Below are 25,415 nucleotides of genomic sequence, written 5' to 3'. Positions count from 1 at the left end.
TTAGATCATAAAACGACCGTTACTGGTATTTAATTTTGCCGTTACACGGCGCCGAGCCCAAGCGTTAGCGCCTCCCGCGCGCCAAGCTTTGTTTGAGCGATTCTGTTTCCCATATACGGGACAATAAACCCCTGTTTTCACATTGCTTTCGACATATCGAGCCGGTAATTTTTTAAACCAATCTGACGTCAAACAGAATGTTGAGCCACTACCGGAAACGACGCCTTCGTCGCCCGGGCATGGACGGCATAAACACCCGGTTAACCAGTGTTTCCTTAACCTGAAATTAAAATACGAGGAGTATTTATGTTCGATAAAGTGAAACGCCAGGCAGGCATGAGTTTCATGCTGTTGGCCGGGTTGAGCGCGGGCGCGGCTAATGTTTACGCAGACTCCGACTCCTACGGTGAACGTCATCGTCATCGTTACTTTGAAGCGGAGTTCGGCTTCACCACCGACCAGACCTGCGTGCGCAGTTTGCCGCAGGCGCCGGGAACCGTATCCATTGATCCGGATACCCGTCAATTGCTGGTGGACGCCCAGGTGGTCGACATGAGCGGAACCGGCGTCATGACGTTCAGCAAGGACGGCACCATGACTCTCGAACAGGGCTTCGCTTCCGAGATGAACAAGGGCAATCTCAGCGTCGGCGCCATGCCGATTCAGGACGGCTTTTCGCCCTACTGCGAAGGCACTTACGAGCTGAAAGCGCAGAACCGCATCTCGGTGGCGTTCAACTGCATCATCGACGTTCCCGCCCAGGGCGCGACCATTCATGCAGGACCGGTGTTCGCAGACGGCTTTATCGCCCGCGGCGGCCGCAGCATGTCGCTTAACCTCAAGCAAAACGTGCAGACGCTGACCGTCGACTTGCCGGAAACCTCCATCGAGTTCCAGCGTATGTGCCTGCAACGCTTTGCTTTAGAAAAAATTAAGTAGCAGTGGATTAACGAATAGAAATGAGCCGGTAATTCATTTCCTGCTCAAAAAACGACATAGTCCAAGTCCCGACAGAGGCGTATGATCGAACTGTAGTTCGGGAAATGAGCGGTCAGGACAACAACGCAGCCCCGCCGGATAGTCACTCTCCTCGACGACAAGAGGCGCGTGGCGATTCGGCGGGGCGTCATAGCAAACAAGGAGACTGTCATGGACACAGGACCAAAAACGCGGGTGCTGGTTACCGGCGCGACTGGCTTTTTGGGAAGCAACGTTATCAAGGCGCTGATGGCTCGCCCGGATGTTGAGCCCATCGCGGCCTGTCGCACCCCGTCGAAACTGATTCCCCAATTCAAAGGCGAGATACGCAGCGGCGACCTGCTGGATGCGTCCTACCGCAAAGCCATGGTGCAGGACGTCGATGTGGTTTGCCACACCGGCACCTGGGGAGCCTTCTGGGGACACGCCGCTCTGGAGCGCACCCACTTTTTCGAACCTGCAGTGGACATCGTTGACCAATGCATCAACGCAGGAGTGAAGCGCTTTCTGCTCGCCAGCACCGTCGCCATCGCAGGCATTCGCAAGGACGGCAAACCCCAGGACGATTTTTCCGAACCCCGCTACACCGGCTACTGGCCGCATGTCGACAAACTGATCGACGTGGATAATTACATGCGCGAAAACAGCCAGCGCGGCACGCAGATGGTCAATATGCGTCTGGGCCACTTCGTCGGCAAGGGCAATCACCTTGGCATGGTGCCTGCGCTGGTGCCGCGTCTGCGTACCTACATGGTGCCCTGGCTGTCCGGCGGACGCAGTCGTATGGCGCTGGTGGCGGATACGGATCTCGGCGAATCCTTCGCCCTGGCTTCCATGGCGCAGGGGTTGGACAACTATGAGTCTTTCAATATTTGCGGCAAGGACTTCCCCACCACCCGGGAAGTATTTGAATTTATCTGCAAAGAAACCAACTCGCCCAAGCCGATTTATAGCGTGCCGTATTTTGCAGGCTACGCCTTTGGCTGGTTGATGGAGACGCTGCTGCCCATTCTGCCGGGTTCTTCCCCGTTCCTCACCCGATCGCTGGTGCACGTGGCGGAAGACTGGCTGTGCCCCTCCGACTACGCCCATAAAAAAATCGGCTATACGCCACAAAAAAACTGGCGCGTCGCAGTGAGCGAAGCGCTCGCGGAACTCAAGCAACAAGGCTACCCCTGGCCGCATCTGTCCCAGGCCGCCTGATTCCACAGCATGTCGGACAATAAGGAACACACCGCCGTGAAACCAGGATTAAAAAACAAAATCCAGGCGGGCGATCTCGTCGCCCCCAAAACCTTAACCACCATCAAAGGCCAGCCCACGCAATGGCCGGACCCGGAACGACTGGTTCATTTACAGTTCCGCCGCTTCGCCGGCTGCCCCTTTTGCAACATGCATATGCGCGCCATGACGTTAAGGCATGCGGAGCTGGTCGCCGCAGGGATCCGGGAAATCGTCATTTTTCACTCCAGCGAAGCCTCCATGCAGCCCTTCCAGGGAAACGCGCCATTTGACGTCATCTCCGATCCAGAGAAGAAGCTTTATCAGGAGTTTGGCGTGGAGAAGTCCTTACGCGCCCTGATGGACCCACGCGCCATCGCCGCCGCGATCAAAGGCGGCGCGCGCAAGATGAAAACCGCCAACCCGGATAAAGGTGAAAGTCCGCTGGGATTGCCAGCGGATTTCCTGATCGCGCCGGATGGCTCCGTGGTCGCCAGCAAATACGGCGTCCATGCATACGATCAGTGGTCCGTAGACGATGTCTTGGAGATGGCTCGCCGTTTCTATGCCGGCGCATCAGCGCAGTCGGAGCCGGCAGCGTCCCCTGCGCCCAAGAATGCAACCGCTCATTGATGCGGCGATGACGCTAACGCTGCTGCGAACACACTAGAAGATCGCTATTGATCTGCAGGAAATAAGGAGGGACAAATCATGCGCATCCCAACATGGAAGCAAGCCAGACTCTTTGCGCAACTCGTCGTAGCAGGCTGTCTGGCGACGCTAAGCATCACAACAGCCCAGGCGGCGGATACGCCCACCGGTTCGATCGAAGTGCAGCTGCAACATTTGCAGAACAACGAGGGCGGCTTGATGGTGCATTTATATAACAACGCCGACGGCTTTCCCGACACGCCTGCCAAGGCGTCCATCAAGCTGTATGTGAAACCCACAGACGCCGGCGCTCACGCCACATTCGCCAATGTGCCTTATGGCGTCTATGCAGTGGCGGTGTGTCACGACGCCAACAGCAATGACGACTGCGACGCTAACTTTCTGGGCATCCCCAAAGAAGGCGTCGGCGTTTCCAACAACGCGAAAGGCTTTATGGGCCCGCCCAGTTTCGACAAGAGCAAGTTCACCTTGCAGGAGCCGTCCAAGTTGGTGTCCATAGATCTGGACTACTAACCCAGAGAGGTTTTTACGTCGCCCTTTCTTTTAAGCCAGCCCGGCTGCTCAGCGCCGGGCTCACTCCTCGCCTCCTCGCTCGGCGCAGCCTTTTTCAGCGCCAATCAGAGCGTCGGCGCGCATTAAACTTTCCTAATAATCCGCTTATTCCGCCGTCTTTTTCCTGTTCTGCAACGGGCCTAGTCTGATTGGCGTCTGGCGAAATTACGTTAACGGGCCAAACTATAAGTATCGTAGCGGTTTCTGAAGCGGCGCCCGGCGACCTCCAGCGTTGTCTAGTCGCAAAGAAGACCCAGGCGATTAACGCCGTTGGCGCTTATGCCCCTGTATTTAAAATGAATTATTGATGAATACCCTAATATTAATTCGCGAGAAAATGTTGCAGGCTGTGAGCTTTCACCCAGATCAACATCAGCGTTAAAAATAGAGAGGATAAAGAGCCGCAAAATGCTGGAAAGTTTCAAAAGTCTGATCGATATTGCGTCCACACGAGGAGTCCCCGCCACGGTAACGCTACTGATTGCGTTAGCGTTGTTGCGATGGGTGATTCACCGTCAGATCAAGCGCAATAACTCGCTGTCCGAAGACTTCAAGCTGCGCTGGTCCAACATCCTCAAAAACTCAACTTATCTGATTCTGATCATCGGCCTGATCCTGATCTGGGCGCCGCAGATTCAGACCTTCGCCCTGTCGCTGACCGCCTTCGCCGTGGCCATTGTCATCGCCACCAAGGAGCTGATTCTGTGCGTCAGCGGCACGCTGCTGCGAGCGGGCAACCGTCAGTTCGCCGTGGGGGATATTATCGAAGCCGGCGATTATCTGGGCTACGTGGTGGACCAGAACCTGATCACCACCACGCTGAAAGAGCTGAACCGGGACTTCTACTCCAGCACGGGCAAGACGGTGGTCATCCCGAACAGTCTGTATCTGAGTTCGGCCATCAAGAACCACTCGGTGCTGCGTCCTTATGTGATCCATAGTTTCTGCATCACCACAGAGCCGGATTTCCAGCGCTCCTATGAATACTCATTGCGAATGAAGGAAGCGTTGGACAAATACTGGAGCGAGTTTCAAAAAGAGAACAAAGATTTCATTCCTTTGATTCGCAGTCGACGCCTGATATTGCAGGACGTGATTCCGAAATTCCGCTTCACCACGACGGACGTGGCCAAGCACAAATTCGTGGTGACGCTACCGTGCCGCGCCGACGCCCGGCTGCAGCAGGAGCAGATGATCAATATGGTTCTGTTTGCGCCGCCGGCAGAGAGCAATGAGGAGACGAGTACGGAATCGTCTCAGACAGAAGCGCTGCCGGCTCCAGATCAGAATACGCCAGAATCGCTGCCTGACGCGGCGCTGGTCCGCACCACTATCTAGACGGCTTCCGCGCTAGACTTCCATCACCGCCCCCAGATTTCTATCCCGGGGCGGAGCGCCAAACAGACGCTTAAACTCCCTGCTGAACTGCGACGGGCTTACATAGCCCACCTTCATCGCCGCTGTGCTGGCGTTAATGCCGCCTCTCGCCAACAGATTACGAGCCTGATGCAGGCGAATGCTCTTCAGATATTGCAGCGGCGAACAGTCCGTCACCGCCTTGAAGTTATGGTGCAAAGTGGAGGGACTCATATTGGCCGCACGCGCCATCGTATCGATGTCCAAAGGCTGGTCGTATTGCTGATGGATCATGTTCAGCACTTTGGCGATCTGGGCCACGCGACTGTTGTGATTGGCCGCCGCGCGCAGCGTCTCACCGCGATCGCCGCATAACACCCGATAATAGATTTCACGCAGAATCTGCGGCCCCAGGATCTTGGCTTCCGCCGGGTCCGAGAGCACCTTCACCAGACGGATACAGGCTTCAATCAAGGTATCGTTGAGGGGCGTCGAGTAAATACTTTTGGGGATGTCGCCGGAGGTTCGGGAGGGCGGCTCGCCCATATCGATCAACAGATCATTCAGCGCCAGAGCGTCCACCAGGATGCGCAGCCCCAGCAAAGGCGACTCCGGCGAGGCGTCATAGATTTCGCACTCAAACGGCAGCGGCACGGACAGCACCAGATAGTTATAGGCGTCATAAGTGTACGTCTGCTCGCCCACATAACCGCGCTTACCGCCCTGCCCCACGATGACGATAGCCGGCTCGTACACTACAGGCTGCCGTGGCGACGGCTTAACGACTCTGAAGCTGGAGACTTCCGGCAGCGGGGTCTGATTCACGCCGACCTGCGTGGCGTGCTGATCCAGCAGCTCGACGAACAGGCTCTTGTTATGGGCGTCCAGACACGCTTCGATGCTGGGCTTCGACTCACGGTTGAAAATGATTTTATCGCTCATCGCCATCTCTCCCATGCCATCCTCCGGGATGCGCCATCGTTGAATTCGGTATGAAAATTCTATCAGGCCCGAAGGGCCTGCGCTCCTGTTGATCACAACATACGACAGAATCAGGCAAGGACGCCGTAGAATCGTGCATTCAGTTTACTCCTCCCATCTCCTAGCATGAATATACGCCGTCAGCTAAACGGGCCCTTTAGCGACGACGCCCCATCCATGAGTGAACAACCGCACAGGGAGACAGATATGAACGATTCATCACGATTAGGCAAGGTCCAGTTAGGCTCCAGCAACCTGTTTGTTTCCCGCCTGGGATTAGGATGTATGGGACTAAACGCCTTCTACCGGCCGTTTGACGGCTCTGGCGCGCACGATGAAAAGGAATCCGAACACTTTCTGCGCCAGGCGCTGGAAATGGGCATGAACTTCTTCGACACCTCAGATTTCTACGCCGCAGGCCGCAACGAATCACTCGTGGGCCGCGCATTGAAACCCGTGCGCGAACAGGCCGTCATCGCCACCAAATTCGGAATCACCTGGGATGAAGCCACTCAGGCTCGCGGCATTAACGGACGCCCTGAGTATGTGCGCCAATGCTGCGAAGACAGCCTGCGCAGATTGGGCGTAGATGTTATCGATCTCTATTACTACCACCGCATCGACCCGGAAACGCCTCTGGAAGACACCCTTGGCGCTATGGCGGAACTCGTCAAAGAAGGCAAAGTGCGTCATCTGGGCATCAGTGAAGCGACCGGAGAGCAAATCCGCCGCGCTCACGCCGTGCACCCGATCGCTGCCGTACAAAACGAGTATTCGTTGTGGAGCCGCGAACCGGAAGCGGACGCCCTGCCCGCCTGTCGGGAACTAGGCGTGGCCCTCGTGCCCTACAGTCCTCTCGGACGAGGTTTCCTGACCGGAAAAATCGCAACAGGCAACGCGCTGAGCGAAGAAGACTGGCGCCGCAACAACCCCCGTTTCAGCGACGAAGCCATTGAGGCCAACAAGAAGTTTGTGGATGTACTGGCCGCCATCGCCCAGCGCCATAACGCCACCGCCGCGCAAATCGCACTGGCCTGGCTGCTGCGCCAGGGCGAAGACATCATCCCCATCCCCGGCAGCAGCCGCCTGAGCCGCTTACAGGAAAACCTCGCCGCCGCATCCCTGCAACTGGATGCGGAAGACGTAGACCTGATCAACGCAAAACTGCCCATGGGCTCGACGGCGGGTTCCAGGTACTAACCTTAGCTCCATGCCCGATAGTTTCGTCAAAGTAAACTATCGGGCCTGCCACTCAACCCTACCGTCTATTCATAAGCAGTCTGCGAGGATTAAATTAAACACAACCAACTCTCTTCTTCCGGAATAGCGCCTCTACTGATACATTTCACTGGCCCATTTTTAACGATCAATGTCAGTCAAAATACGGCTCAAGGAGCGCACATGCAGGGCTACAGAATCAGTACGAATCTGGATGAGATGGATTTGGATGTCATCCACAGCTTTATCTCCACCAGTTATTGGGCCAGCGGCATTCCCAAAGAGCTATTGGGCAAAGCCATCGCCAATTCTCTCTGCTTCGGCGTTTTTGATCCGGAAGGCAAACAGGTTGGCTTCGCCCGCCTGATCACCGACAAAGCCACTTTTGCTTATCTTGCGGACGTTTTCATACTGGACGCCCACCGCGGCAAAGGCTTGAGCAAACTCCTGATGACCCAGGTCATGGACCACCCCGATCTGCAGGGATTGAGGCGCATGATGCTGGCGACGCGAGACGCCCATGGTCTCTACTCCCAGTTTGGTTTCACCCAAGTGCCGAATCCGGACATCCTGATGCAGGTTTGGAAGCCTGAAATTTATCAGGGACTGTAAGCAGTAGCCCTGACCCTGCTTCCAATTGAGACTTTCCACGCTCACACCCTTGGTGTGGGCGCACAGCATAAAAAGGCGACCGTCATGAATCTGGAATACATCGATAGCCCTGGCGAAGACTTCCTGTGCGAACGCTACCGCGTCACTGACATCAACAGCTTCGAAGAACTGCTCACTGCGTATCGTGAATTGTCAGCCAGCCACCCTGACCACCGCTTCCTGCTGACTTTGGATGACCTCGGACAAGCCTGCTACACATCCATGCATTCAAAGCTGTCCCATGACCTGGACAATACGGATGGCTTTGATTTATCCAAACTCCCGCCGGAATGTTTCGAGGAGGGTGAGCACAAAGGCTATCTGAGCCACAAAGACGAGTTTCCGATTCGCCGACGCAACATGGAAGCCAAGCTCAAAGAACACACCCTTGCCGACGTCATCGCCAAAGGCGTCAGCCTGAATGAAGACGCCCCCGAAGACATCGAAGACGTTAATGCAGACCCGTTATCCATCCTCGACGCAGAAACTTACTTGCTGAAAGTCCCAGTCACCGCCAACCACGAAACGCTCTTCGCCTTTCCCAACGGCTACTTCACCAGCGACCTGAATCCATTCGAAAACGCCATCCTCGCCAAACACCTGGACGACCATTTCGGATACCAACTGATCGGACTCGGCGCCTCCTACCTTGCATTCCTGAAAACCAAACCGCTCGACGACAACGCCATACAAAAACTGATCGACACTCTGGATCAAATCTATCGCGACGAGTTTGATGAAGAAATGAGGGAAATGCTTCGTGGTTTTATTGTTGGCAATCCGGTTTTGGTTTTGAAATATACGGAGTAGATATTTCTTGCGTTCAACCGCCTATATTCTCCAGAAGCGTAGGCGCTCCGGGGTCAATCGTGCGCGAATATATGAAGATGAAGAGGCCTACATCTCTATCTATACATCCACACAGCCGAGGTTACTTACCTCACTTCGAAGGTGCGGAGTATCAGATGATCACCTATCGCCTCAATGATGCACTGCCCAGAGAGGTAATAACCAGCCTGCGAGAAATACCAGAGAAAAAGCAGCGATTGGAATTTGAAAACGCTCTGGATGCGGGATATGGACGCTGTTGGCTGGAGCGCCCGGAAATCGCCAGACTTATCGTCGATAATTTTCGTCACTTCGATAGTCAGCGATATGAGTTAATCGCTTATGTTGTCATGCCTAACCACACCCATGTCTTGATACGCATATTTGACGGTATGACGCTATCGAGCATTGTTCATGGGTGGAAATCCTATACCGCTAAAAAAATAGCCTCAGCGCTCCGTGCTGCGGGCGAGCCGCCCGCGCTCCCGATTTGGCAACCCGAATACTGGGACAGATATATTCGTAATGAGTCCCATTTCAATGCCGCTATCTCCTATATTCACAACAACCCGGTCAAAGCCGGACTAGTAAACCATGAGTCTGATTGGCAATGGAGCAGTGCGCCTGGAAGCGCGGGCGGCCCGCCCGCTGACAACCAAAGATGAAAGCGCTCTCCATCTCAACATTTCAGAGATGATAAGTCCGCTCCCTCACCCACCCAACATCGCCAGATGAGACATCGCGCCGGTAAAGCCTTCATGCAGAGAGTGGCCCGGCAGTTTGCCTTCTACCGCGCGGCGAATGGCGGCGACGGTTCCTACTACGTCGCCGTTGCGGAGGTGATCGCGGAGGTTGACGCCGGCTTCCGCGAACAGGCAGAGGTGGAGTTTACCTTGAGAGGAGACGCGCAGCCGATTGCAGGTGGCGCAGAAGTCTTTGCTGTAGGGCATGATCAGGCCGATGCGGCCGCGATAATCGGGGTGCTGATATTCCTGCGCGGGACCGGCGTCAATGTCTTTGGGGACCAATGACCAGCCCTGTTGCTCCAGTCGCTCTGCGATTTCCGCGCCCGATATATGGTTGGCGCGAAAGAATACAGCGTTGTCGCCCGTTTGCATTAGTTCAATGAAACGCACCGCCACAGGCTTGTCCTTCACCCAATCAAGAAACGGCGTCAATTGGTCGCCATTGTAGTCCCGCAGCAGCACAGAGTTGAGCTTAACCTGCATTGTCCCTAATTCCAGCGCACGATCCACGCCGTTGAGCACCGCATGCAAACGATCATGGCCGGTGATGGCGTGAAACCGTTGCGGGTCCAAACTGTCCACGCTGACGTTCAATGCGCTCAATCCGGCGTCCGCCCATGTATCGACTTGCTTACGCAGGTTATAGCCATTGGTGGTCAGGGCGACTTTGCGAATCCCATCCGTCTTTGCACAGGCGTGGATGATCTGCGGCAAGTCGCGGCGAATGGCCGGCTCGCCGCCCGTGATGCGCACTTTGCGGGTTCCCAAGGCGGCGAAGGCGGTAGTGAGAGTCTGAATCTCGCCAAGAGACAACGGCAACGTTTCCGTCTTGCATTGGTATCCGTCCGGCAAACAGTAATTACAGCGGAAGTTACAGATGTCAGTGATGGACAGACGCAAATAGCGCAATCGCCGCCCAAACCTGTCCTGCAATACAGAGCCGTCCTGCTTGGAGTCTTGCAGCTGGTCCGTCACAGGCATGACGTGAAGACGATCTTTGAAAGAAGCGGAGGCGTTCATTGTGCGTCCAGCCCGGCTTGCGCGATGGCGACCTGAATCTGTTCGACGACGTCCTCCAGATCACCCTCAGAGCAATCCTCGCCGTAGCGTTTCCGATAACCCTGCTCATCCAGACGCACATAGACCTTTGGCGTCACATTCACGTTGTTCAGACATTGCTTGACGCAGCCGAGCAGACAGCCGTCTACAGCGATGATCGGACGTCCGCTGCAGGCGACTTTGACCAGAGATTTCACACCGCCGCCAACACCGGAGATACAGGACATTTCCGCTAAGCCCCGACGGTCCATCGCCACAGCGGCATTGTTGGCCAACTGCGCAACATTGGAGCAGCCGGAGCAGGCGTAAATAAGGGGGAGATCGGTGCGGCGGTTCAAAACGGCTTACCTCGGTCAGTGATCAGACAGCCTCATTGTAGGAGGCTTGCCGCCCGCGATCCCTTGACCCTCGTCAAATGCCCTCGCCGCACCGCAAGGGCATTGGTGGTACCTATTTATTGGTAGGCCCTGTCGTTGCGACAAATAGAAGGAATCTATTTGTCTGCCTGATTAATAGTCCTCGTCGTCATCGTCCATGTTCTGCTGCGCCATTTTCACCACCGCATCCATATATTCATTCATAGGGCGTCCGACATATTGTCTGGCGAGTTCATCGAACTGACGGCATTCTTCGACGACATTGGCCATTTCAAACCGACAGCCGCCAACAGCATGCTTCAGTACGTCTGGATGATTTTCCAGGGTCAGCAATACGCGGTTCAGGATAGCCGTCTGTTCCACCTCCTCATATTCGCCCAAAAATGAAGAGTGCAGTTGCCCCAGGCTGGTAGTGAAGCCGTCGTCATAGTGTTCATTAAGAATGATTCCCGGAAAGCTGCCCATCCAAAAGTTGAAGTGCGTCAACCTGCTATCGCTGTGCGAATTTAAGATTTCCTTCTGCTGATTGAAGTAGACCTCCAGATAACGAATACAGTATTCAACCGCCTTGGCCTCCGCGCGCTCCGCACTCACCCAGGGCGCGTCCGAGTCGGGGAAAGGCTTTTCTTCATCGTAGCCAATCCAGAAATAGGTCTCGTCGTCGACTTCCGCCAGTTTTCTGAAGCAGGGAAACCCCAGTTTTCGTCCCAAAGCCGCGAAGGCGCGCTCGGCGTCATCCGCTGATTCCGCTACAGCATCCACTGGCGTCAGATTGCCGGCGTAGAGGGTTCCTGCATTTTCAATGATGATCTGTAGGCCGCGGGCGGAAAATATGGCTGGCGTCTGCATTGCTTCATCCGCCTCAGCGCCGTCAAATTCAGGCAGAATCAGCCCCAATTCCCGATCCGTTTTACCCCAGCGCAAAATAACATTCTCACTGAAGTTCTCAGCGAACGCTTCTTTATATGCCTCCAGCAAGGCATCCAGTAATTGATCGGATTGCGTCATAACTCCCCCAATTCGAATGATTAAACCTGTTTACAACGGCGTCGCCAACAAACTGGCTCCGCGATACCCGGTGGCGTCAGCGATTTTCTCTTTGATATGTCGCGCCACAGCGTCTGTCGCCGGATTGAATAAACCGCATTTCTGCAAGGCCTCCCGTTTGCCAATGGAGCGCCCCAGGTATTCCAACACGACCTTCACGCACACCGGTTCACGTCTGTCGCTGGCGGAGACTCCCAGCTTCAGGCCAGACAAGTAACTCACCCTGCTCTTATAGGTTGGATAAAGAATCGTCTGTGCAATCTCATTGTGGGTCAGGGTTTCGTATCCCACCAGAAAGATGCGCTCGGAGAGAAACATGGCCGCCCCTTCATAGCGGGACTTGTATTTCTCCTCCTTGTTGGGCGGACGCATGCGCTCCAGGCGACGGAAGTAATAATCGCTCCCGCTCATATCAATCTGCAGCAGGCTGCGAATAATCTGATCCGGAAAGGTCATGGAGAAGTGGTATTCGTAGTAGTAGCCCAGATACTTATCCAGCCGTCCTTCCGACTGCTTCTGTAAACCCTCCAGTTTCTCCGCATAAGGCTTTTCCGACGGACTCACGCGCCTTTCATTGGTAACGCGGGATTGAGCCAATTGCATGAAGCGATCATGCGGCAGAGCCAGCTCATGGGGCTCCACGCCAAAGAAGTCGCAGATTTTACGTAAAACGAAGCGCGAGGGCTGGCTGGTTCCGTTCAGATATTTATTGAATTGGGCGCGGTGGATCTCCATTCGCCGACAGACTTCGGCGGTGGATTTATAGTGGCTGCACAGCAACTTCAGATTGCTGCAGAAGTCCTCGGTCATGTTATTCCTAGCGGTTCCCGTTTGTCGCCCACCCGCGTCATGAATCTCAACATGACGCCGGCGAAACGATCAAAACGGTTCTTAATATATTGATATAACCGCTAATTTTAGCTGGGAATAACCGGTGCGCCTACTCTTGGCGACACAGAAAGCTCTTCATTCTGCTCTTCGCTCTCGTCTCGCGTGGAGGGCGTCCAGGCGGAATGATCAATATCCAGGTCAGCGAACTTGTCTGGATCGAATACCGGACTCTTCACCCCGGATTGAATCTGCTCATCATAGTCACGCAGCAGGCGCAACCCGACTTTCAGCAGCATAAACAACGCCACCAGATTCACCAGCGCCAGCAAGCCCATAGTGATGTCGGCGAACGCAAACACCGCCGCCAGGTTCTGCAGGGCGCCCCACATCACCAATCCGAGCGTGAACATACGGTATATGGCGACAGCTTTCTCATTAGAGGAGTTCAGATATCTGAGGCTGTTTTCCCCCAGATAGTAGTTGTAAATGATGGAGGTGAAAGCGAACAACATCAGCGCCAGACTGATCAGTCCACGTCCCAGCTCTCCCATCTGCTTGGCCAGCGCCAACTGGGTCAACTCAACACCGTTCAAAACGCCGCCCAGATCCAGAGAGTTGGACATCAGAATGATCATCGCGGTGCAGGTGCACAGCACCATGGTATCCATGAACACGCTGAACGCCTGCACAATACCCTGGTCCGCCGGGTGCCCTACTTTAGCCGCCGCAGATACGTTAGGCGCGCTGCCCAAACCCGCCTCGTTGGAGAACATACCCTGCTTCACTCCCATCATGATGGCGGTGCCAATCAAGCCGGAAAACGCAGGCTCCAACGCAAAGGCGCTCTTGAAGATCAGCAGGAAGGTCGCTGGCGCCGCATGATAGTTTATGCCGATGACGTATAGGCCAATGCCGAAATACGCCAGCACCATAATAGGCACAATCACTTCCGCCACCTCGGCGATACGACGCACGCCGCCAAAAATAATCAGCCCGATAAACACCACCAGCACAGAGCCGGTAATCGGCGTGGCGATGCCGAAAGTATGTTTAAGCGTGGACGCGACGGTATGCGCCTGCAAAGCATTAAAGGCAAAACCGAACGTCACCAGCAACAGTACGGAAAAAAGAACGGCGAGCCATTTAAGACCCAGACCACGATGAATGTAATAGGCGGGACCGCCGCGGAAGCTGCCATCAGAATCTTTGCGCTTGAACAGCTGCGCCAGAGAGCATTCAAAAAAGCTCAGCCCCATGCCAATCAAACCAATCAACCACATCCAGAACACAGCGCCGGGGCCACCCAAGGCGATAGCAATGGCGACGCCAGCGATGTTGCCCGCCCCCACTCGACCGGCGAGCGTCAGGGATAACGCCTGAAATGAGTTGATCTGATCGGGAGATTCTTTCATCGAACGGCGGACGAGACGAAACATCCGACCGAAATAGCGGAACTGTACGAAGCGCGAGGTAATGGTGAGCAATAATCCCAGCGCGATGAGGACGGCGACAAGCACCTTACCCCATATCAATTGAGTCAGGAAATCCAACATCTCAACCCTCTTTTATTTTTATATTGGAGTCTCGAAAGATTGAATGAATAGTCCAGTTAAACACCTGAGTTTTATAATTTCTGCATTAGATTTATACACAGAGCCAACCTGCGCGCCGAGTCCGGGTTCCCCATGAAAATGACACCGAATTCAAGTCGCTGATCGAGTGACGAAAACAGGCTTTAGGCAGGGTGGGAATTTTGCTGTATATACGTGTTTATTGCAATTTCGCTGACAGGCGCAAAATGAAGCTAGTTGATGCTACATAGGCATCAACTCGATAAAATCCTCCATTTTTTGGCGATAACTACGACCAATGTCGCCGTTTAACCGCTAAAAAACTCGGGGAACACCCTGTTTATCGGGCTTTGGAGGGCGGAGATGGAAGTGTGAAACTTTGAAAAATGTATGTTTGTGAGTGGTTGTTGTGCTGCGTTTCGGGGTCAATGGAGTAAGCTAACACGCCAAGCTCTGCTGCAAAGTTGAGGCGCTACAGTGAGGCAATCTAACATTGCGTTTGCTAGGTGATTTACGCCACACTCTCTCGTTCCTTGCAGGTAACCAGACGGCCTGTATTGCTAATTAACTTTTCTTTGGTTTCTTCGGATGATAACTGCTTAGCGGCCTGCAATTCTGACGGAGTGATACCGACAACCTGTATCAAATCGACATTGCCCGATTTTATGGAAAAGCGGCAGGGAAAGTGCACAGGTTGGATAAACATCATCGTTTTAACTGATTCAGACAAAACCAACGGCACTCGGTCTCCGTAGTACAGCGGTGGAAAATCCCCCATTCGACCAGCGGCAAGCAGTAGGTTATAGCCCATTAGTGTTTGGAGAACTTCAACTGCCCATTGCTCTTCATTTTCCGTTTCCATTAGAAACTCTACGCCAAGCCCTGAGTATTCTTCTCGTTTATCTGTCTCCCAAGGGTTAGACATTCCCGAGGTAACATAAGCCCACGTATCTCTATCTCGTGCTGGCGGACACTTAAAAACTCCATGAGAGAGCCATCGTGGATCAACACTATTAGCATTCAGCCCATTAAATATCTCTACAGACAACGGGTATATCCCTGGTCCAATATTCCCAAATATCTCCTTATACAAAATCTCCTCCCTTTCTTCCCATGACTCCTCAAGGAAACTCATACACCCTCCATTGTATACACCTCAACTATCCGCACAGCATCCTATTAAAAGGCTACTCCCCATACGTTTCAATAGTAGGATCACATGGAGACAAGAGGGTATCCTTCATTTTAGTAATCTTGCCTTTCGCCATTCGCCACACTTGAAACTCGTTGCCGTAATCTGGATTTTCTTGATCTCTGACATACAAAAGCCCATGCGAGCCTTTGGCAATTTCGCCAATGCGTATAAACAATTCGAGCACCCATGCTTGATAATGGTTTCTATCACCGTCAAACCTTACATAGGGCGAACCATTTTGGTGATAGAATTCAACCCTTGACATATTATCTCTATATTTTTCAACCAATAGCTGAATTTCACGGCAGTTTTTCTCGCGAAGAGCTAAATCGTCTTCAACCTCGCAAGCGCCTTCCCAAACAGTAACCCAACCGTGATATTCGAACATTTCTAATTTCCCAGAGTATTCCTAACAATTTAAACATAATATAAATTCACACAAGACTAAAGATAATCAATGAAGCTAAAAAAAGAAGAAATACAATATCATTACGAATAGACGTCCGGCACTTTTCCATATTCTTCAAAAACTCTCTTCTTTCTAGCGAAGCCAACTGAGATACAGTCACCTTTAAGTCCCTTCGTAAAGCTAAAAGCTCTCGTTCAGAATTGGAGAATTCAATTCTCTCACTGATGCTCGCAACGAGCTTTCTAAGCCTCTTGAGATCGGGGTGCTCGTTATTCTCCCTAATTTTTTTAAAAATAAACCTTTGAAATTGCTCGTAAGTCTCATTTCTTCCAAATAGAGTCAGAGTTAATTTTTTATTTTTCTGCTTAAAGCGTTGAGACTGAAACATGCGACTTCTTCCATCACTAAAAGTCAAGACAGCAATTCCTTTCCTCTCCCGAAAGCACTTGATTTCTTCCCATAAATAATATCTTCCTTTACTCCACATGCCGTTTTCATCAAGTATAAAAAGGTCAAAATAGAAGAAAAATAACCGGTACTCAAACACTCCCACCATACTTCAAATCACTTACTTTTATACAACATATATCGTTTTATTAAAGTTAGGGCCAGCACAAAATCACGCCAATTCTGCTGATCTTTTATACGTTATCAAGATTAATAAAAGCATCCCGCTTCCAATAGAAATTCAGCGCAAAATATAACTCATTATCAGCGCAATCCGTTTTCTGCGCCTCTAGATTTAACAAGATGTCTTCCAACTGATCTTTACAAAAGAGACAAGACAAGCCACTTTCCTCTAGAAGCACATCTCGTTGATCCTGCTCTTCAACACTTAAATCAATATCCTCATCTACGATATAGCAAATGGTTTCTGGCGTAAGTGTTTTAGTTTCGCTTGGTATCCATAGCCAAATTTCACGAGACATCTCATGAAAGTTTTTCATCCACCAAGCTAGTGGTTTTGACTCAAACCCAACTTTCATTGCGACTTTGGACAAGATAAATTATTGGCCTCATGCGTGCTTTTACTCCCCTTAGCCCGACTTCTCGTATCCAAGCTGGGTCATATCCAATACCTACCAGATCCTCGCAGAAAGATTCCAAAGCCCATGTAATCTCACCACAACCATCAGGGTGAGAAATTGCGCACCTTAACGCCCCTTTAGTGTATGGACTAATATTCTGAGCCCCTTGGTCAATATCTTCGTCTCCATATAATAGGCTAAAAACTAAGGAAAAATTCTTCTCTGTTGGTTCATCAATCCAAGCTTCAAGTACTTTAATCGCGTATTCGTCGCCCGGAAAGCTATCTAACCCATCCGAACACGCAATTACCCTTTTAACAATTGAGAGAGAAGCACAGACAGCAAGAGTAATACCTATCGAGCAATTTTTTGCGCGATCTAGAGCATCACACCAATTTACAGACTCATCATTGCTATCTATCAATTCAACAATCTTAGGATTTTCTTTTGGGTCCCATACCCATCTTTTCGGCATTAGTCTTTTAGCGCCTTTCATTAAGTTTCAATGTATACGATACTAAAGCCATCAAACAGACGCTTAGTGACTCATTAAAATAATGGAGAGATAAATCCACCAAGCTCCGTGCGCCTTTTTTCGTCATGGGTAGACCGTCTCATGCTTTTCTCTGAAAACCCCAGACCGAACGGAAGGCGTTATTATACCTTTTCCGTGCACACGTGTTTCATAGTCAATACAGATATCAGGACCATCCAGAATTCACCCATATATTTTTTACATATGAAATCCACACCACAAAAACCAGTACAAAGTCTATAGCATAGCGCTGTAAATCACTTCGCACATTGCGCAATTTCGTACATTTGCTTATTAATAGATAACGATACACTTTGCAACATGCAACCAACCAAACTGCCTCTTTTCATATATTCATTCATATTCGATACCAAAGGGCTTTTTTCCAACTTAATCCTACACGATGCCTCTGCTTCTGAAAATTCAGCATCACACATGACAGTGTCAACCCCCAAGCAGCTTGTAAAACCAGAATCATTACACTGTTCATACTCTGAAGTAAAACTCGCCGTATCTGAAGTACAGCCAAAAATAGCAATACAAACTAACACAAGAATAAGTTTTTTCATTTACACCTTATTTTTCAAAGAGATTATATTTCAATATATTATGGGAGCCGGAGATAAAGCGCCATGCCTGACCTTAAACCATCAGCCTAGAGAGAAACTCACAAAATTAAGCGAATTGCTCGCCTCAGACGGATTTTCTCCTTCTGCTTCGAGTATATACGTCCCTTGGGGGCAATCACATTGCGCATATTTTTGAGAAATTATTTATATATATTCATTCACAAAACGCTTAAAATCTTCGTTGTTGTCTACCCAGAAACAATACTTAGCGTATCGCTTGACAACAGATTCAATTATTGGCGACAGATACTCATATACTTCCGGACTGATTTCCCGGCTCATAGTCCCTGGCTCCAACCAGCCATGTGTAGACTGCCCTTGCTTAAGCTCTTTAGGTAAGTTTCGAATATCTATCCCCCACCGTCCAGGAGAAAGGCGGTATATAGCCCCACAAATAATCACTTCCGAAGTTAGAGCTTTTACCCACATAAACCAATCAGGCACCAATGGAAAAGGCTGCCTGTCAGCGACAACGCCTCCGCTCCGTATAATTTCCCTAGCTATTTCTTCAAACAGCTCATTCATTAATCTGTCGGTATCATCCACTTTTTCATCGATACCAAACACATATACTTTACGCATACTCATGATTAGATAAAAATAAATCTTTTTGAACATCTCAATACTTGAGAGGCGCCAACGTGATTTAGAAGAGGTCCGCATATTCCAATAGAAAAGGTTTTCCTAACTTATCCTCTGTTGCCTGCCACTATTCCTCTCTTATACTTAGCCTTCTAAAACAGCCCCCCGTAAAAGGCATATATTAACTCCCATCTCATTTACGCCATTAGGGATTATCGTGAAGTCTTTTAAGCGCCTTTTCTTCTATTTTTCTAATTTTTTCCCTAGTAATTTCAAACTGACAGTCAACACTATTCGTACGATTATTACCAAATAGATCCGCTATGAATTTCTCACGAAGAATCTTAAGCTCCCTTACTGACATGTTTTCAAGCATATCCTCAGTAACTCCTTTAAGCCCAGCATCTATTAACTGCTTAGCCAACTCCTTTCCTTTATCGTTTTTATCGCTCATTAAAGACCTTTAGCAAAAAACTCGGGACAACCACTGCGAAAGTTGACCACGCGACCATCGAATGTGCTGCCTCCATTAACACAAACGCCATAATCTAATAGATGTCCATTACCATCTATTGGCGCATAATACTTACACTCCGAACAAGCCTCGCCACGCGGTTGCCTCTCTGGAACGCCCCATCTTGCGGCAGCAGCTTCTGCAATTAAAAAAGCCTCTTTTTCTCCCTCTGTTAGATATGGTACTGCATTCTCATCACTTAGCTTGCCATCGATAGACGAAATCCACTCTCCAGTTAGAAGCCTGATTGACCACCCAGGATCACCGGTAACCATTATCATGGACCTTAGACAGCTTTTATCAGAGAAGACAACTTCCAGCTCAGGTACATTACCACTGATTTCTATGCTCTCTATACGGCAGTGCATTAAAGATTGAATACCGCGAGCGACTTCAACATTGGAGTTAGAGCTCCCAAACAGCACTCTACCCTCTCGCTCAACCCGCCAGTCCCATTCAATCGCAATACAAGCCTCGCCTTTTTCCTTTAGTCCCCGTCTTGTTTTAACTGAAGACAACGTCCCAATCTCAAGAAAAATTGTCGACCCATACCCTTTCCGAGGCAAGGAAACTTCCAAACCTATTAACTTCTGTATTTCTGCCTCAAAGTCCATGATTTCCTACAACCCAAGAATATCTTATGGTCTGCTCACAAAGCGGATTGTTAATAGCTAACTTTTAACAATATTTTACAAGAGCTAGCTACATAGAGTTGTACGGGCTAGCGGTTCGTTGTATTCACACGTCAAATACAACTAACCTCCCATAAAAATTAGCGCAACCAGAAAACCAATTGCAGCGCCTATTTTTAAAGCGGAAAATATAGTCAAAGCCTTAGCGCCTGATACCAGCCACCATACAAACCCATCTAACACCCCACTTATAATACTTGAGAAGACAAAAAGAACACATATTCCTGCAGCCTTAATCAAGGACACATTCTTTTCTTTTGGAGTAAATTCATTAGCGAATTTCATCGGTAAGTATCCGACCAAAAAAGTCACTGATAGAACATAGGTCAGCACCGCAGGAATTGAACACACATACCCAAACGCAGCTTGATCAATATAACGCAAGGCGCCAGCCCCGATCATCGTTATGACAAAAACAAACAGGACAACATATTTCCCAAAAAAACTCTCTGCAATTTATCAGCTAAAAAAAACATATAATACATATCCCTATACATGAGCCTCGTCAAGTGGGTATACGGTGATATAAATATCAAACCCATACATTGCCACTTTTGCCAAGTTGGCGCCGGCCAGTACATTCTTGATCACACATCCTTCGCCACTAACATAGCCTATATCCAAAATTTTTCTGTGTGAGTTTAATAGTTTTTCCTTGGCTAAAGGACTTAGGAGGTCGATAAGGCGTAGAAATTCCTCGATTACGGAGTTAGCATCGGTTCCATTAAATATGCATTCAAAAGAAAGGAAATACTCATCATCTTCAAAGCTATTTTTAAGCAGGACCACCCTATCAGCCAACTCATCTACCACTGAAGACAGGCTTTCGTATGAAGAAAGCTCTAAATCCACATTGATAAACGATGTTTTACTCATAATCACAATTAGGTCTCACCAGGCCAGTGCAATCTCTGGAGCATAATCAGTATATTCCATATAGAAAATGCAGGACCGTAGGGTTCTGGAGATACAAATATTTCATTGCCGCTGGATAGTTTAATGACTAGCCGAGAAAGGTCGGCCTTGTCTTCATCTTCTGTGATTGGCGCATCGCGAACCTCTTCGATGTTTTCGTAACTAAATGAGGCCTCTTGCCCATTACTCTTAACCGCCGCGCCTCGAGTGCATAAAACAATCAAGTCAGCTTCGCTACTGGAAGATATCAGGATCGGCTTACCAAGCTCTTTGGGCAGATGGATTTGGGGTGTACTTTTAACATCCTCCCAAAAATGAGTGCTCTGCTTTGGAATTCCGTGTTCACGCGCTCTCCACCTTATTCTATTTTCGATGAACTCATCCGTTTTCATATGACGCAATCATCCATACTGATACGCTGCAGATAGCGCCATAATGCAAAAATAAGGTGACAGCCTCGCCCAAGCTATCATGCTCCGACTCTTCAGGCGCAAGCCAAGTTGTACTCACTTTCAGCGAGCTCTACGAGCTTCCAGTCAAACTTTGTCGTAATCAGTGTGAGCGACATACCGCCATACAGATGCACTTCCCATACAGGATCGTCATCTTGTAGATCATTCATTCTATGTTGAACTGAAGGCGTTATTTTACTTTTGGTTGTTTCTTTTACACGGGTTTCCAAGACCACAAATAAGTCATTGCTTGATGAGTCATCGTCAAGCTCGGCATCCATGTAGACGACCTGGCCACATTCAAAAACAGCCTTCCAATACTTATCGTCCATGGTTCCATAGACCAGTATATCCAGGGTAACTTTTGGGAAGGCGCTCAAGTCAATACGCATATCAGCGTTGTCTAAGAGTGTTTCACATACCTGCTTTAGATTCATACACAGCGCGCCCAATGTCGAATTGCAGCGCAGCTTTCCCCTAAGGATGCTTTGTTAAGCCTTAACTTGCTGAATAATTTTGCGAATTTCATTAAATTTCGTGTCTTTCTTTGATTCGAGTAATTCAAGATACTGGAGTGCATTAAATCCATCGTATTCTCTTCCGGGGCGCTCAATCTTTATATCAAGGCTCGCGCCGGCGTCCAGTAATACTTTTAAATACTTTGCATTACGAAAGAGAATCGCCTCATGCACCGGAGCCATACCATCGGTTAGCTTATTAACGTCTTCACCACGCGAGATAAAATAGCTCAACAGGCGATAACCACGCTCTGTTTGCACAGGTCCATGCATATCCAGTGCACGACCAACCCAGGTAATTAGAGAGGTATTACAAATTTCTATTATTTCAGAAATGCTCGAGCACCTTCTGTAGGGATACTCGAATTTTTCCAGTAAGAGCAAGGCGATTTCTGGATTAATAAACAGTCCGTCTTTGCTATACGGATTATATGTCATTTCATTCGGATTGAGAGTGGCAAGTATAACCAGACCATGTGCGTCCGACGCCAACTTCCAGGTTCTGCTGATACATGGAAGCAAGCTTAAAACAAAAATAAGTATGATTGTAATTGAGACTTTTTTCTTCATCTCGACTGTCTACAAAAGGCTACTCAAACTCGCCTGGGTTTGGCGTCCCAAATTCTATTAAGCTCAGTTCCGACCTCCCTGCAGCCAGACATCCCAAGCAGGGCTAGCGATCCACGCGTTCACTCCCCCTCCAAGAATACCGCAAATTTGCAGTTCAATTCCCTCCAATCTCAATCATCCAACAAAAAGTTATGCTCCCTCGCTTCCCGCACCCGGCGTCGGCTGCGTTCATTGCGGATGGCTGCGTACATGGCCACCATGCAGGCTGCCAGTACGCCGTAGAGGACCATGAAGCTGGCGGAGTGGACGCCTAACGCTTGCACCGCCAGGGCGAAGGCGATGGGCAGGGTGAAACCGCCGGCGGCGCCGAGTGTGGCCACGGTTCCGCCGACGCTGCCCATATGATCTGGGAAGTAGTCATGGATGATTTTGTAGACTGAAGCGCGGCCGAAGCCCTGCGCCACGCCGATAATCAGCATAAGTAGAGTAAACACCCACACGTTGACGCGAATTTCCAGTTGTACGTCACGATCGACCCCATGAATGGTCATGCTGGTGGGCGGATAACTCAGAAAGAACAGACAAACCAGGCATATCCAGAACACGCTCCAGTTCACCGCCCTGCCTCCATATCGGTCCGCGAACCAGCCTCCCAGCGCCCGCACCATGCTGGAGGTGGTGACGAACAGCAGCGTCAACAGCATGGCGTTCTGTAACGACAGCCCATATGCGTTGACGTAGTAGTGCGGTAACCACATCAACAACGCCAGGAAGCTGCCGAATACGAAGTAATAATACAGGCTGAAACGCCACACCTGGGGCTCTTTCAGCGGCTGTAGATGATACACCAGATCCGCCCGCCGCCGGATTTGCATATAGCGGGTGTCCTCCGGCGCCAGCGCCCAGAACAGCACCAGAATAACCAGCATCCCCACGCCATAAGCGGGCCCGATAAACTCCGCGCTCCACACCCGTTCGATGACCGGCGCCAGCGCCAGGGTCACCGCCGCGCCGGCGTTGCCTGCGCCGAATACACCCATGGCGAAGCCCTGACGGCGACTTTCAAACCAGGCGGTGACGTAACGAATGCCGATAGTGAAAGATACGCCGGAGACACCCAGCCATAGTCCCGCCAGCAGATATCCTTGATAGCTGGATATCAGCGGCAATAAAAACAGCGCTGGCGGCAGCAACGCCATCTGCCAGACAAACAACTTACGACAGGACATCACCTCGCTTAGCACGCCGGCGGGAAAGCGCAGCAGCGCGCCGCTGAACATCGGCGCCGCCAACAACAATCCGAACTGGAGAATGCTGAGATCCAGCTGCTCTCGAATACGCAGCCCCAGCACCGCATATAGCGTCCATACCGAGAAGTTGGCGGCGAACGCCAGCGTCGCCGCGACGAGCGCGCGTTGTCCCAGTTTTTCGGTATAGAGCATTGGCGTTTCCCCATGCAGCAGTTTGCGTCGAGTTGAATCGGCCTTTGTTGCAAGAATACTGGTTAAAAACACCAAGAAGACCCTTCTTACCCAAATAAGCCACGGCTTCCCCTACGCTGGCGTTTGGCTACCTACTTATAGGTAGGTCTTCTCTGCATACCCCATGGACACCGCAATCCAAGTTCTCACGGGCGCTATCTCTTTGGAGGTAGCGCCCTTCGCCACGACCGAATCGGCCGCTGAAGCAATTTGATACTGGTCAATTCAGTTGGACCGCACAGGTGAAATATTGCAGTCATCCATGGTCCCTAACGAAAGCCAATGCTTTCCCATGTCTTTTCCAACCCTATGCGAAGGGGAGATGTATGAGTACCGACAGCAAACTCAATTTATTCAACTTCAGCGACGGCAAGATAAAGACGCTCCATGTCACTTGGTTTGCGTTCTTTCTGACCTTTGTGGTGTGGTTCAGCCACGCGCCGTTAATGGTGTTCATTAAGGAAGCGCTGGATCTGAGCAGCCAGCAGGTTAAAGCCTTGCTGATTCTCAATGTCGCGCTGACGATTCCGGCGCGGATTCTGATCGGCATTCTGGTCGACAAATACGGCCCACGACTGGTTTATAGCGGCTTGCTGATCTCCTCTTCATTTATCTGCGCCGGATTCGCCATGGCGGACACCTATGAATCCCTGGCCTTGTTCCGCTTCCTGCTCGGCTTCGTCGGCGCGGGCTTCGTGATCGGCATTCGCATGGTGGGCGAATGGTTTCCGGCCAAACAGGTCGGCATCGCTGAAGGCATTTACGGCGGCTGGGGCAACTTCGGCTCCGCCGCCGGGGCCATGACGCTACCCACTCTCGCCCTGCTGTTCGGAGGCGATGACGGCTGGCGCTATGCGCTGGGCCTGACCGGCGTATTCACTTTTCTCTACGGCATCATTTACTACAAAGTGGCCCGCAACACGCCTAAAGGTTCAACCTACTTCAAACCGAAAAAATCCGGCGGCCTGGAGGTTACCAGCAAAGGCGACTTTATCTTCTACCTGGTGATGAACGTGCCCATGTATCTGGCCTTGGCGGTGCTAGCCTGGAAACTGTCTCCCGCCGGCGTCGCCCTGCTCACCGACAACACCATGTACATTCTGTGGATAGCTCTCGGGATACTCTTCCTGTTCCAGACCAGCCAGATCTGGAAGGTCAACAAGGAAAACCTGACTCACGGCGCGCCGGAGTATGAGCGCTACAAGTTCAAACAGGTCGCGCTGCTGGATCTGGCTTACTTTGTGACCTTTGGTTCAGAATTGGCGGTGGTGTCCATGCTGCCGCTGTTCTTCCTGGAGACCTTCGATGGTCTGGACCCGGTCAAAGCAGGCCTGCTGGCCTCCGGTTTCGCATTCATGAATCTGGTGGCCCGTCCCACTGGAGGACACTTCAGCGATAAGATCGGTCGCCGCAAGAGCCTGATGCTGTTGATCGGCGGACTGGCTGGCGGCTACTTCGTGCTCAGCATGATTGACGGCGGCTGGTGGTTGCCTCTCGCAGTCGCCGCCACCATGTGCTGCTCTTTCTTCGTGCAGGCGGGCGAAGGCGCAGTGTTCGCCATCGTACCCCTGGTGAAACGTCGCATGACCGGACAGATTGCAGGCATGGCCGGCGCTTACGGCAACGTGGGCGGGGTTGCCTACCTCACCGTACTGTCATTCGTCGATTACAGCACTTTCTTCCAGGTGATCGCCGTCTCTGCGGCGGTGGTGTTCGTCGCCTGCTGGTTCCTGGACGAGCCCAGCGGACAGATTGCGGAAGTCATGCCTGACGGCAGTGTACATATGATCGATGTGAGCTGAACCGA

31 protein-coding genes are annotated in these 25,415 nt (G+C 50.9%); 10 read left to right on the top strand and 21 right to left on the bottom strand.

Annotated features, from left to right (window positions below):
- Window positions 1-306: 306 nt before the first annotated feature.
- From ONV78_RS24760 to ONV78_RS24740, 5 genes are all read left to right on the top strand, one after another.
- The gene (locus ONV78_RS24760; protein WP_279507114.1) at window positions 307-939 is read left to right on the top strand and encodes a hypothetical protein; all 633 of its coding nucleotides are present in this window, start codon (window positions 307-309) and stop codon (window positions 937-939) included.
- A 210-nt stretch (window positions 940-1,149) separates the two neighbouring features.
- A complete protein-coding gene (locus ONV78_RS24755; RefSeq protein WP_279507113.1) occupies window positions 1,150-2,181 on the top strand; it encodes an NAD(P)-dependent oxidoreductase in 1,032 nt (343 codons plus the stop codon).
- Between the two features lie 36 nt (window positions 2,182-2,217).
- Window positions 2,218-2,832 carry a peroxiredoxin-like family protein gene (locus ONV78_RS24750; RefSeq protein WP_279507112.1) on the top strand — a complete coding sequence of 205 codons (615 nt, stop codon included), beginning with the start codon at window positions 2,218-2,220 and terminating at the stop codon, window positions 2,830-2,832.
- Between the two features lie 78 nt (window positions 2,833-2,910).
- A complete protein-coding gene (locus ONV78_RS24745) occupies window positions 2,911-3,384 on the top strand; it encodes a DUF2141 domain-containing protein (RefSeq protein WP_216738018.1) in 474 nt (157 codons plus the stop codon).
- Between the two features lie 447 nt (window positions 3,385-3,831).
- Entirely contained in the window at window positions 3,832-4,761 is a 930-nt protein-coding gene (locus tag ONV78_RS24740) for a mechanosensitive ion channel family protein (RefSeq protein ID WP_216738019.1), read from the top strand.
- 12 nt (window positions 4,762-4,773) lie between these two features.
- Here the strand turns inward: ONV78_RS24740 and ONV78_RS24735 are convergent, their stop codons facing one another.
- On the bottom strand, window positions 4,774-5,721 hold the full coding sequence (locus ONV78_RS24735) for an AraC family transcriptional regulator (RefSeq protein ID WP_279507111.1): 948 nt from the start codon (window positions 5,719-5,721) through the stop codon (window positions 4,774-4,776).
- A gap of 246 nt (window positions 5,722-5,967) precedes the next feature.
- Between ONV78_RS24735 and ONV78_RS24730 the strand changes: the two genes are divergently transcribed.
- The 4 genes from ONV78_RS24730 (at window position 5,968) to ONV78_RS24715 (ending at window position 9,122) form a co-directional block, all read left to right on the top strand.
- The gene (locus ONV78_RS24730; RefSeq protein ID WP_279507110.1) at window positions 5,968-6,960 is read left to right on the top strand and encodes an aldo/keto reductase; all 993 of its coding nucleotides are present in this window, start codon (window positions 5,968-5,970) and stop codon (window positions 6,958-6,960) included.
- Window positions 6,961-7,161: 201 nt separating this feature from the next.
- On the top strand, window positions 7,162-7,590 hold the full coding sequence (locus ONV78_RS24725) for a GNAT family N-acetyltransferase (RefSeq protein WP_279507109.1): 429 nt from the start codon (window positions 7,162-7,164) through the stop codon (window positions 7,588-7,590).
- Window positions 7,591-7,674: 84 nt separating this feature from the next.
- Window positions 7,675-8,439 carry a hypothetical protein gene (locus ONV78_RS24720; protein WP_279507108.1) on the top strand — a complete coding sequence of 255 codons (765 nt, stop codon included), beginning with the start codon at window positions 7,675-7,677 and terminating at the stop codon, window positions 8,437-8,439.
- 59 nt (window positions 8,440-8,498) lie between these two features.
- The gene (locus ONV78_RS24715) at window positions 8,499-9,122 is read left to right on the top strand and encodes a transposase (RefSeq protein ID WP_279507107.1); all 624 of its coding nucleotides are present in this window, start codon (window positions 8,499-8,501) and stop codon (window positions 9,120-9,122) included.
- Between the two features lie 45 nt (window positions 9,123-9,167).
- Here ONV78_RS24715 and moaA read toward each other — a convergent pair whose 3' ends face one another.
- The 20 genes from moaA to ONV78_RS24615 all read right to left on the bottom strand — a co-directional run bounded on the left by moaA (window position 9,168) and on the right by ONV78_RS24615 (window position 23,569).
- Complete coding sequence (moaA, locus tag ONV78_RS24710; protein ID WP_347815428.1) at window positions 9,168-10,223, bottom strand: GTP 3',8-cyclase MoaA; 1,056 nt, start codon at window positions 10,221-10,223, stop codon at window positions 9,168-9,170.
- Window positions 10,220-10,600, bottom strand: coding sequence for a putative zinc-binding protein (locus ONV78_RS24705; protein ID WP_279507106.1), 381 nt, complete (start codon window positions 10,598-10,600; stop codon window positions 10,220-10,222). The genes moaA and ONV78_RS24705 overlap by 4 nt, the downstream gene beginning before the upstream one ends.
- A gap of 171 nt (window positions 10,601-10,771) precedes the next feature.
- On the bottom strand, window positions 10,772-11,647 hold the full coding sequence (locus tag ONV78_RS24700) for a hypothetical protein (protein WP_279507105.1): 876 nt from the start codon (window positions 11,645-11,647) through the stop codon (window positions 10,772-10,774).
- Between the two features lie 30 nt (window positions 11,648-11,677).
- Window positions 11,678-12,496: a helix-turn-helix transcriptional regulator gene (locus ONV78_RS24695; protein ID WP_279507104.1), complete on the bottom strand. Its 819-nt coding sequence runs from the start codon at window positions 12,494-12,496 to the stop codon at window positions 11,678-11,680.
- 107 nt (window positions 12,497-12,603) lie between these two features.
- Window positions 12,604-14,070: an alanine/glycine:cation symporter family protein gene (locus ONV78_RS24690; RefSeq protein ID WP_279507103.1), complete on the bottom strand. Its 1,467-nt coding sequence runs from the start codon at window positions 14,068-14,070 to the stop codon at window positions 12,604-12,606.
- A gap of 529 nt (window positions 14,071-14,599) precedes the next feature.
- Window positions 14,600-15,223 (bottom strand): suppressor of fused domain protein, encoded by a 624-nt coding sequence (locus tag ONV78_RS24685; protein ID WP_279507102.1) that lies wholly within the window; start codon window positions 15,221-15,223, stop codon window positions 14,600-14,602.
- A 52-nt stretch (window positions 15,224-15,275) separates the two neighbouring features.
- Window positions 15,276-15,671 (bottom strand): Imm7 family immunity protein, encoded by a 396-nt coding sequence (locus ONV78_RS24680; RefSeq protein WP_279507101.1) that lies wholly within the window; start codon window positions 15,669-15,671, stop codon window positions 15,276-15,278.
- 46 nt (window positions 15,672-15,717) lie between these two features.
- Window positions 15,718-16,248: a hypothetical protein gene (locus ONV78_RS24675; RefSeq protein WP_279507100.1), complete on the bottom strand. Its 531-nt coding sequence runs from the start codon at window positions 16,246-16,248 to the stop codon at window positions 15,718-15,720.
- 85 nt (window positions 16,249-16,333) lie between these two features.
- Window positions 16,334-16,678, bottom strand: coding sequence for a hypothetical protein (locus tag ONV78_RS24670; RefSeq protein ID WP_279507099.1), 345 nt, complete (start codon window positions 16,676-16,678; stop codon window positions 16,334-16,336).
- Window positions 16,662-17,216 (bottom strand): hypothetical protein, encoded by a 555-nt coding sequence (locus ONV78_RS24665; RefSeq protein ID WP_279507098.1) that lies wholly within the window; start codon window positions 17,214-17,216, stop codon window positions 16,662-16,664. The genes ONV78_RS24670 and ONV78_RS24665 overlap by 17 nt, the downstream gene beginning before the upstream one ends.
- 296 nt (window positions 17,217-17,512) lie before the next feature.
- Window positions 17,513-17,824, bottom strand: coding sequence for a hypothetical protein (locus ONV78_RS24660; protein ID WP_279507097.1), 312 nt, complete (start codon window positions 17,822-17,824; stop codon window positions 17,513-17,515).
- Between the two features lie 204 nt (window positions 17,825-18,028).
- Window positions 18,029-18,502, bottom strand: a complete 474-nt coding sequence (locus ONV78_RS24655) for a hypothetical protein (RefSeq protein ID WP_279507096.1) — start codon at window positions 18,500-18,502, stop codon at window positions 18,029-18,031.
- Window positions 18,503-18,671: 169 nt separating this feature from the next.
- The gene (locus ONV78_RS24650; RefSeq protein ID WP_279507095.1) at window positions 18,672-18,920 is read right to left on the bottom strand and encodes a hypothetical protein; all 249 of its coding nucleotides are present in this window, start codon (window positions 18,918-18,920) and stop codon (window positions 18,672-18,674) included.
- Window positions 18,920-19,594: a DUF3027 domain-containing protein gene (locus tag ONV78_RS24645; protein WP_279507094.1), complete on the bottom strand. Its 675-nt coding sequence runs from the start codon at window positions 19,592-19,594 to the stop codon at window positions 18,920-18,922. The genes ONV78_RS24650 and ONV78_RS24645 overlap by 1 nt, the downstream gene beginning before the upstream one ends.
- A 141-nt stretch (window positions 19,595-19,735) precedes the next feature.
- Window positions 19,736-20,056: a hypothetical protein gene (locus ONV78_RS24640; protein ID WP_279507093.1), complete on the bottom strand. Its 321-nt coding sequence runs from the start codon at window positions 20,054-20,056 to the stop codon at window positions 19,736-19,738.
- Window positions 20,057-20,161: 105 nt separating this feature from the next.
- Complete coding sequence (locus ONV78_RS24635; protein WP_279507092.1) at window positions 20,162-20,548, bottom strand: hypothetical protein; 387 nt, start codon at window positions 20,546-20,548, stop codon at window positions 20,162-20,164.
- 8 nt (window positions 20,549-20,556) lie between these two features.
- Window positions 20,557-20,979 (bottom strand): hypothetical protein, encoded by a 423-nt coding sequence (locus tag ONV78_RS24630; RefSeq protein WP_279507091.1) that lies wholly within the window; start codon window positions 20,977-20,979, stop codon window positions 20,557-20,559.
- Window positions 20,980-21,071: 92 nt separating this feature from the next.
- Window positions 21,072-21,476: a hypothetical protein gene (locus ONV78_RS24625; protein WP_279507090.1), complete on the bottom strand. Its 405-nt coding sequence runs from the start codon at window positions 21,474-21,476 to the stop codon at window positions 21,072-21,074.
- A 54-nt stretch (window positions 21,477-21,530) separates the two neighbouring features.
- On the bottom strand, window positions 21,531-22,127 hold the full coding sequence (locus ONV78_RS24620; RefSeq protein ID WP_279507089.1) for a hypothetical protein: 597 nt from the start codon (window positions 22,125-22,127) through the stop codon (window positions 21,531-21,533).
- Between the two features lie 170 nt (window positions 22,128-22,297).
- The gene (locus tag ONV78_RS24615) at window positions 22,298-23,569 is read right to left on the bottom strand and encodes an MFS transporter (RefSeq protein ID WP_279507088.1); all 1,272 of its coding nucleotides are present in this window, start codon (window positions 23,567-23,569) and stop codon (window positions 22,298-22,300) included.
- A 365-nt stretch (window positions 23,570-23,934) separates the two neighbouring features.
- Here ONV78_RS24615 and ONV78_RS24610 point away from each other — a divergent pair, with 365 nt between their 5' ends.
- Window positions 23,935-25,410 carry a NarK family nitrate/nitrite MFS transporter gene (locus ONV78_RS24610; RefSeq protein ID WP_279507087.1) on the top strand — a complete coding sequence of 492 codons (1,476 nt, stop codon included), beginning with the start codon at window positions 23,935-23,937 and terminating at the stop codon, window positions 25,408-25,410.
- Window positions 25,411-25,415 lie beyond the last annotated feature (5 nt).

The sequence above is a fragment of the Hahella sp. CR1 genome (genome assembly GCF_029813005.1).
GTDB lineage: Bacteria > Pseudomonadota > Gammaproteobacteria > Pseudomonadales > Oleiphilaceae > Hahella.
Note: the sequence above shows the minus strand (reverse complement) of the source record. Positions and strands in the feature narration are given on the sequence as shown.

Excerpts from the sequence above, each read along its gene's own strand:
- ONV78_RS24675 (WP_279507100.1), bottom strand. The coding sequence starts at position 16,248 with ATGGTGGGAGTGTTTGAGTACCGGTTATTTTTCTTCTATTTTGACCTT.
- ONV78_RS24670 (WP_279507099.1), bottom strand. The coding sequence starts at position 16,678 with ATGAAAGTTGGGTTTGAGTCAAAACCACTAGCTTGGTGGATGAAAAAC.
- ONV78_RS24680 (WP_279507101.1), bottom strand. The coding sequence starts at position 15,671 with ATGTTCGAATATCACGGTTGGGTTACTGTTTGGGAAGGCGCTTGCGAG.
- ONV78_RS24665 (WP_279507098.1), bottom strand. The coding sequence starts at position 17,216 with ATGAAAGGCGCTAAAAGACTAATGCCGAAAAGATGGGTATGGGACCCA.
- ONV78_RS24620 (WP_279507089.1), bottom strand. The coding sequence starts at position 22,127 with ATGAAGAAAAAAGTCTCAATTACAATCATACTTATTTTTGTTTTAAGC.
- ONV78_RS24635 (WP_279507092.1), bottom strand. The coding sequence starts at position 20,548 with ATGAGTAAAACATCGTTTATCAATGTGGATTTAGAGCTTTCTTCATAC.
- ONV78_RS24745 (WP_216738018.1), top strand. The coding sequence starts at position 2,911 with ATGCGCATCCCAACATGGAAGCAAGCCAGACTCTTTGCGCAACTCGTC.
- ONV78_RS24645 (WP_279507094.1), bottom strand. The coding sequence starts at position 19,594 with ATGGACTTTGAGGCAGAAATACAGAAGTTAATAGGTTTGGAAGTTTCC.
- ONV78_RS24630 (WP_279507091.1), bottom strand. The coding sequence starts at position 20,979 with ATGAAAACGGATGAGTTCATCGAAAATAGAATAAGGTGGAGAGCGCGT.
- moaA (WP_347815428.1), bottom strand. The coding sequence starts at position 10,223 with ATGAACGCCTCCGCTTCTTTCAAAGATCGTCTTCACGTCATGCCTGTG.
- ONV78_RS24650 (WP_279507095.1), bottom strand. The coding sequence starts at position 18,920 with ATGAGCGATAAAAACGATAAAGGAAAGGAGTTGGCTAAGCAGTTAATA.
- ONV78_RS24685 (WP_279507102.1), bottom strand. The coding sequence starts at position 15,223 with ATGAGTTTCCTTGAGGAGTCATGGGAAGAAAGGGAGGAGATTTTGTAT.
- ONV78_RS24655 (WP_279507096.1), bottom strand. The coding sequence starts at position 18,502 with ATGTTCAAAAAGATTTATTTTTATCTAATCATGAGTATGCGTAAAGTA.
- ONV78_RS24740 (WP_216738019.1), top strand. The coding sequence starts at position 3,832 with ATGCTGGAAAGTTTCAAAAGTCTGATCGATATTGCGTCCACACGAGGA.
- ONV78_RS24720 (WP_279507108.1), top strand. The coding sequence starts at position 7,675 with ATGAATCTGGAATACATCGATAGCCCTGGCGAAGACTTCCTGTGCGAA.
- ONV78_RS24625 (WP_279507090.1), bottom strand. The coding sequence starts at position 21,476 with ATGAATCTAAAGCAGGTATGTGAAACACTCTTAGACAACGCTGATATG.
- ONV78_RS24615 (WP_279507088.1), bottom strand. The coding sequence starts at position 23,569 with ATGCTCTATACCGAAAAACTGGGACAACGCGCGCTCGTCGCGGCGACG.
- ONV78_RS24730 (WP_279507110.1), top strand. The coding sequence starts at position 5,968 with ATGAACGATTCATCACGATTAGGCAAGGTCCAGTTAGGCTCCAGCAAC.
- ONV78_RS24690 (WP_279507103.1), bottom strand. The coding sequence starts at position 14,070 with ATGTTGGATTTCCTGACTCAATTGATATGGGGTAAGGTGCTTGTCGCC.
- ONV78_RS24760 (WP_279507114.1), top strand. The coding sequence starts at position 307 with ATGTTCGATAAAGTGAAACGCCAGGCAGGCATGAGTTTCATGCTGTTG.
- ONV78_RS24735 (WP_279507111.1), bottom strand. The coding sequence starts at position 5,721 with ATGAGCGATAAAATCATTTTCAACCGTGAGTCGAAGCCCAGCATCGAA.
- ONV78_RS24755 (WP_279507113.1), top strand. The coding sequence starts at position 1,150 with ATGGACACAGGACCAAAAACGCGGGTGCTGGTTACCGGCGCGACTGGC.
- ONV78_RS24700 (WP_279507105.1), bottom strand. The coding sequence starts at position 11,647 with ATGACGCAATCCGATCAATTACTGGATGCCTTGCTGGAGGCATATAAA.
- ONV78_RS24725 (WP_279507109.1), top strand. The coding sequence starts at position 7,162 with ATGCAGGGCTACAGAATCAGTACGAATCTGGATGAGATGGATTTGGAT.
- ONV78_RS24610 (WP_279507087.1), top strand. The coding sequence starts at position 23,935 with ATGAGTACCGACAGCAAACTCAATTTATTCAACTTCAGCGACGGCAAG.
- ONV78_RS24660 (WP_279507097.1), bottom strand. The coding sequence starts at position 17,824 with ATGAAAAAACTTATTCTTGTGTTAGTTTGTATTGCTATTTTTGGCTGT.
- ONV78_RS24695 (WP_279507104.1), bottom strand. The coding sequence starts at position 12,496 with ATGACCGAGGACTTCTGCAGCAATCTGAAGTTGCTGTGCAGCCACTAT.